This is a genomic window from Streptomyces sp. SID5464 (genome assembly GCF_009862985.1).
Lineage (GTDB): Bacteria > Actinomycetota > Actinomycetes > Streptomycetales > Streptomycetaceae > Streptomyces > Streptomyces chartreusis_D.
The window spans coordinates 5,391-6,202 of record NZ_WWIQ01000020.1 but is presented as its reverse complement, the minus strand read 5'-3'; the positions used below and the strand labels follow the sequence as shown (position 1 = coordinate 6,202).

Here is an 812-nt window from a genome sequence, read left to right as displayed (position 1 = left end):
ACCATCCTCGGCTCCGTCAACTTCATCACCACGATCATCTGCATGCGCGCCCCCGGCATGACCATGTTCCGGATGCCGATCTTCACCTGGAACGTGCTGCTCACCTCGGTGCTGGTGCTGCTGGCGTTCCCGGTGCTGGCCGCCGCGCTGCTGGTGCTGGAGGCCGACCGCCGTTTCGGGGCGCAGGTGTTCAACGCGGAGAACGGCGGCGCGATCCTCTGGCAGCATCTGTTCTGGTTCTTCGGCCATCCCGAGGTGTACATCCTGGCCCTGCCGTTCTTCGGTGTGATCACCGAGATCATCCCCGTCTTCGCCCGCAAGCCGATCTTCGGTTACACGGGGCTGATCGGCGCCACGATCGCCATCGCCGGTCTGTCCGTGACGGTGTGGGCGCACCACATGTTCGCCACCGGCGCGGTCCTGCTGCCGTTCTTCTCCTTCATGACGTATCTGATCGCCGTGCCGACGGGGGTGAAGTTCTTCAACTGGATCGGCACGATGTGGAAGGGGTCGCTGTCCTTCGAGCCGCCGATGCTGTGGGCGGCCGGCTTCCTGGTCACCTTCCTCTTCGGCGGTCTGACCGGCGTCATCCTCGGCTCGCCGCCGCTGGACTGGCACGTCACCGACTCCTACTTCGTGATCGCGCACTTCCACTACGTGCTCTTCGGCACCATCGTGTTCGCGATGTTCGGCGGCTTCAGCTTCTGGTGGCCGAAGATGACCGGCACGATGCTGGACACCCGCATCGAGAAGATCCACTTCTGGACGCTCTTCGTCGGCTTCCACACCACGTTCCTGGTGCAGCACTGGCT

The 812-nt window shown here is 63.9% G+C and carries 1 protein-coding gene; it reads left to right on the top strand.

The window, feature by feature from the left end:
* A partial coding sequence (locus tag GTY47_RS12855; protein WP_010033773.1) for a cbb3-type cytochrome c oxidase subunit I occupies window positions 1-812 on the top strand: 812 nt, incomplete at both ends.